The sequence below is a fragment of the Loigolactobacillus binensis genome, from assembly GCF_005405165.1.
GTDB classification, from domain to species: domain Bacteria; phylum Bacillota; class Bacilli; order Lactobacillales; family Lactobacillaceae; genus Loigolactobacillus; species Loigolactobacillus binensis.
Genome location: NZ_BJDN01000063.1, coordinates 1 through 2,275, shown reverse-complemented (window position 1 = coordinate 2,275; position 2,275 = coordinate 1). Strand labels below are relative to the sequence as shown.

At 44.6% G+C, this 2,275-nt stretch carries 3 protein-coding genes; all 3 read right to left on the bottom strand.

The genetic code is table 11. From position 1 onward, the window contains the following. Positions 1-75: 75 nt before the first annotated feature. The 3 genes from tnpC to FFM78_RS13920 all read right to left on the bottom strand — a co-directional run bounded on the left by tnpC (position 76) and on the right by FFM78_RS13920 (position 2,189). Positions 76-1,605 (bottom strand): IS66 family transposase, encoded by a 1,530-nt coding sequence (gene tnpC, locus FFM78_RS13530; protein WP_171001910.1) that lies wholly within the window; start codon positions 1,603-1,605, stop codon positions 76-78. A gap of 64 nt (positions 1,606-1,669) precedes the next feature. Next, positions 1,670-2,023 (bottom strand): IS66 family insertion sequence element accessory protein TnpB, encoded by a 354-nt coding sequence (gene tnpB, locus FFM78_RS13525; RefSeq protein ID WP_010011941.1) that lies wholly within the window; start codon positions 2,021-2,023, stop codon positions 1,670-1,672. After that, a complete protein-coding gene (locus FFM78_RS13920; RefSeq protein WP_171001909.1) occupies positions 2,013-2,189 on the bottom strand; it encodes a hypothetical protein in 177 nt (58 codons plus the stop codon). Before FFM78_RS13920 ends, tnpB begins: the two co-directional genes overlap by 11 nt. Positions 2,190-2,275: the final 86 nt, after the last annotated feature.

Genomic DNA, 2,275 nt, shown 5'->3' with positions numbered 1-2,275 from the left:
TGTAAGCGGTAAATAATCACCCGTTTTAAAAAGACAACCAAACTTCTCGATTTTGAGAAATCTGGTTGTCTTTTGTTAGGCGGCATTTTTAGCTTGATGCTTGTCCGTTGTTTTTTTATTTTGATGCCGAGCACCTGGATAATGCCATGGTAAATAAACCGCTAACTGCGCCGGATCGGCGAAATCTGGTTGTTGCGGCAGTTCTTTTAACAGATAAGTAATGTAAGCTCGTGGATCAATGCCGTTGGCCTTGGCACTTTCAATTAAAGTTAGCCAAATGGCGGTTGATCTGGCTCCGGCTGGACTCGTACTGAAAAGCCAATTTTTTCGGCCGATCACAAGACGCTTCATATTGCGTTCAGAAGCATTATTGCTCCAGTCCATCATGCCAATATTGATTAACCGATCTAAGGTCGGCCTTTGATCAACGGCGTAAGTGATTGCCTTGCCTAAACGTGATTTAGGTAGTACCTGTGCCGAAGCGATCCATTTCCAGAAGCGCTTAAGTAGCTTGCGAATCTGACTACGTCGTCTACGCCGCCGCACGCGCGGGGAAAAATGCTGCCATTGTCGTTCATGGGCAAACATCTCATCGATCAATGTCAGGGGGACACTTGCTACTGTTTTACCGTTAACTTGGGCGGCATCGTAAAACTTACGCCGCACATGGGCCCAACAACCGACCCGAGTCACACTGTTTGCTAACAAGTTATAGCCGGCATAACCATCGCACTGTAGGATACCAGTGAAGTTCTGGTATAATTTTTGGGCGAAGGTGCCTGAACGTGTCTTGCTATAAGCATATAAAATAATTTGCTGGGGACATTGTTTGACCGTTCGGGCCACCCACATATAGGATTTTGCGGTTGCGGCTTTACCTGATTCACGTAGTACTTGAATTGGGGTCTCGTCACCTTGCAAATAGCGCTGCGCGCTGATTGCTTGCCACAATAGGTCGTAGATTGGCGCAACCATTTGACTTGATTTAATGATCCAGTTGGTCGCCGTGGCTTCTGAAAGTGCGATACCTAGTCGCTTCCAGTTGGGTAATTGCCGATATAACGGCGTACCTAAGATAAACTTTTGACAGATGATCTCGGCAACCACCGAAGCTGAAGCGAGACTATGCGGAATTAAAGCTGCTGGTGTGTGCGCTTGAATTAAATGCGCAATCCCATCTTCTAGTTCACATTCAAGGCACTTATAGGTGCGCGTATAAATACGCTCACGATAGAGTTTAGCCGGAATAAAATGCAGTTCTTCACGGACAAACTTTTTGCCAACGCTGGTTAGCTTATGACCTTGGTCACACTGTTGGCCAGTTAAATCAATCATTGTTTCTTTAACCGCCAAATGGCGGCTTAAGCTTTCTTGCCGGGTTTTTTTACGCTTTTTCTTTGCCGGTACTTGATCTGTGGCGCTGCTTTGTTGGCCAGTTTGCTCTGGCGCGCTAAAAACACCGTCATTACCTTCCAGTAAAGACAGCTGATTAGGGTCCGTTTGTTCTGATTTTTGACCATAAAGTTTTTTCGTCAAGTATGCGACCATCTCTGTCAATTCGGCCACCTGTTTGCGTAACGCCGCAATTTCTTCTTCTGGGGTCATTAGCCCACCTACTCAGTCCGTATTTTATGAATTGAGTTTACCACGTCTCCTTTAGCTTGAATAGTTATTTTTCATGTCCAGGTGGACATGTTTTATGAATAGTGGCGTCTAACGACCAACCGCTGAGTAATCGCCGCAATTGTTTGGCATTCAGTTTGCGTAATGCATTCTGATTAGTCGGCCACTGTAACCGCCCATTTTCAATTCGTTTGTAAAGTAATAAAAAGCCATCACCGTCCCAGTAGAGCGCCTTAAAGCGGTCTTTCCTAGTACCACAGAATAAATAGAGCGCCTGATTATAAGGATCCAATTCAAATTGATCCTGGACAACGCCGGCTAAACCGTCGATGCCACGGCGAAGATCCGTTTTACCGCACACTAAATAGACTTGGCGAATTTGCCGTTGATCAATGATCATCGGTGAACACCGCCTTTAAAACTGCTTCTAAAATATAGTTATTAATGCGATTGTAGACGATCACTGATTTATTTGGGCCAACCTTAATTTGTAGCGCCTTGGTTGTTGCGCGTAGCTGTGGTTCAGATTGATCCATTTTGATTTGTACAATATCGGGTTTTGCCAATAAAAATCACCTCACCAATTATTTGATGAGGTAATCATAACTTGGATTTAGTTAGTTTGATAGTCGGTCAGTTATTTGGTGCTTAC

Excerpts from the sequence above, each read along its gene's own strand:
- tnpC (WP_171001910.1), bottom strand. The coding sequence starts at position 1,605 with ATGACCCCAGAAGAAGAAATTGCGGCGTTACGCAAACAGGTGGCCGAA.
- tnpB (WP_010011941.1), bottom strand. The coding sequence starts at position 2,023 with ATGATCATTGATCAACGGCAAATTCGCCAAGTCTATTTAGTGTGCGGT.